1 pseudogene is annotated in these 772 nt (G+C 55.1%); it reads right to left on the bottom strand.

Annotation, left to right across the window (positions count from 1 at the left end):
- Window positions 1-81 precede the first annotated feature (81 nt).
- Window positions 82-603, bottom strand: a pseudogene (locus FFR93_RS40460) (IS6 family transposase); the annotation flags it as partial.
- Window positions 604-772: the final 169 nt, after the last annotated feature.

Here is a 772-nt window from a genome sequence, read left to right as displayed (position 1 = left end):
GTTCTTGTAGCTGACGGCAGGACTGTTCATCCCAACCCATTATCCGACAACCGTTAAGCCGCTCACAACGTGACATCACCGTTGGGTGACATAATGAACCGGATCCGGATGCAGGTGCCCATCGTCGACTGACGTCTTGATCGCCGACGGAAAGGTGTTGGCGCCGTCCGTGCCGATCTTTGCCGGTGACAACAAAGGCTCGTCCTTCAGCATTGTGCGGAAGAAGCGCTTAGCGGCATCAAGATCGCGCTTTGCAGTCAGAAGGAAGTCGATTGGGTTTCCGTGCTTGTCGATGGCACGGTACAGGTAACGCCACTTGCCGCCGATTTTGACGTAGGTCTCGTCGATCCTGACCTGCGGGTGCCGAAACTGGCGCAGCCGCTTCTCGATCATCGGAGCATAGGCAAGTACCCAGCGGTTAATCGTGCTGTGGTCCACTTCGAAGCCGCGTTCTTGGAACATCTCCTCAAGGTCTCGGTAGCTGAGCGGATACCGCAGATACCAGGCCACCGCCTGCACAATGAGTCATGCCTCGAAATGCCGCCCTTTGAAATCATCTTTCGACCGGCGCTTCAGCTTCTCACCAATGGTATTCAGAATCACAGGCTCGCTCCACAAATTCGAAGCGAGAATTTCTCCGGCGAGCGTCAACAGACGGGTAAACTAAGAAAATTTGCGACAGGCCCCCCAAGGGTGATGTCACGTTGTGAGCGGCTTAACGGTTGTCGGATAATGGGTTGGGATGAACAGTCCTGCCGTCAGCTACAAGAAC

It is taken from the genome of Rhizobium sp. MHM7A, from assembly GCF_005862215.1.
GTDB lineage: Bacteria > Pseudomonadota > Alphaproteobacteria > Rhizobiales > Rhizobiaceae > Rhizobium > Rhizobium bangladeshense.
Note: the sequence above shows the minus strand (reverse complement) of the source record. Positions and strands in the feature narration are given on the sequence as shown.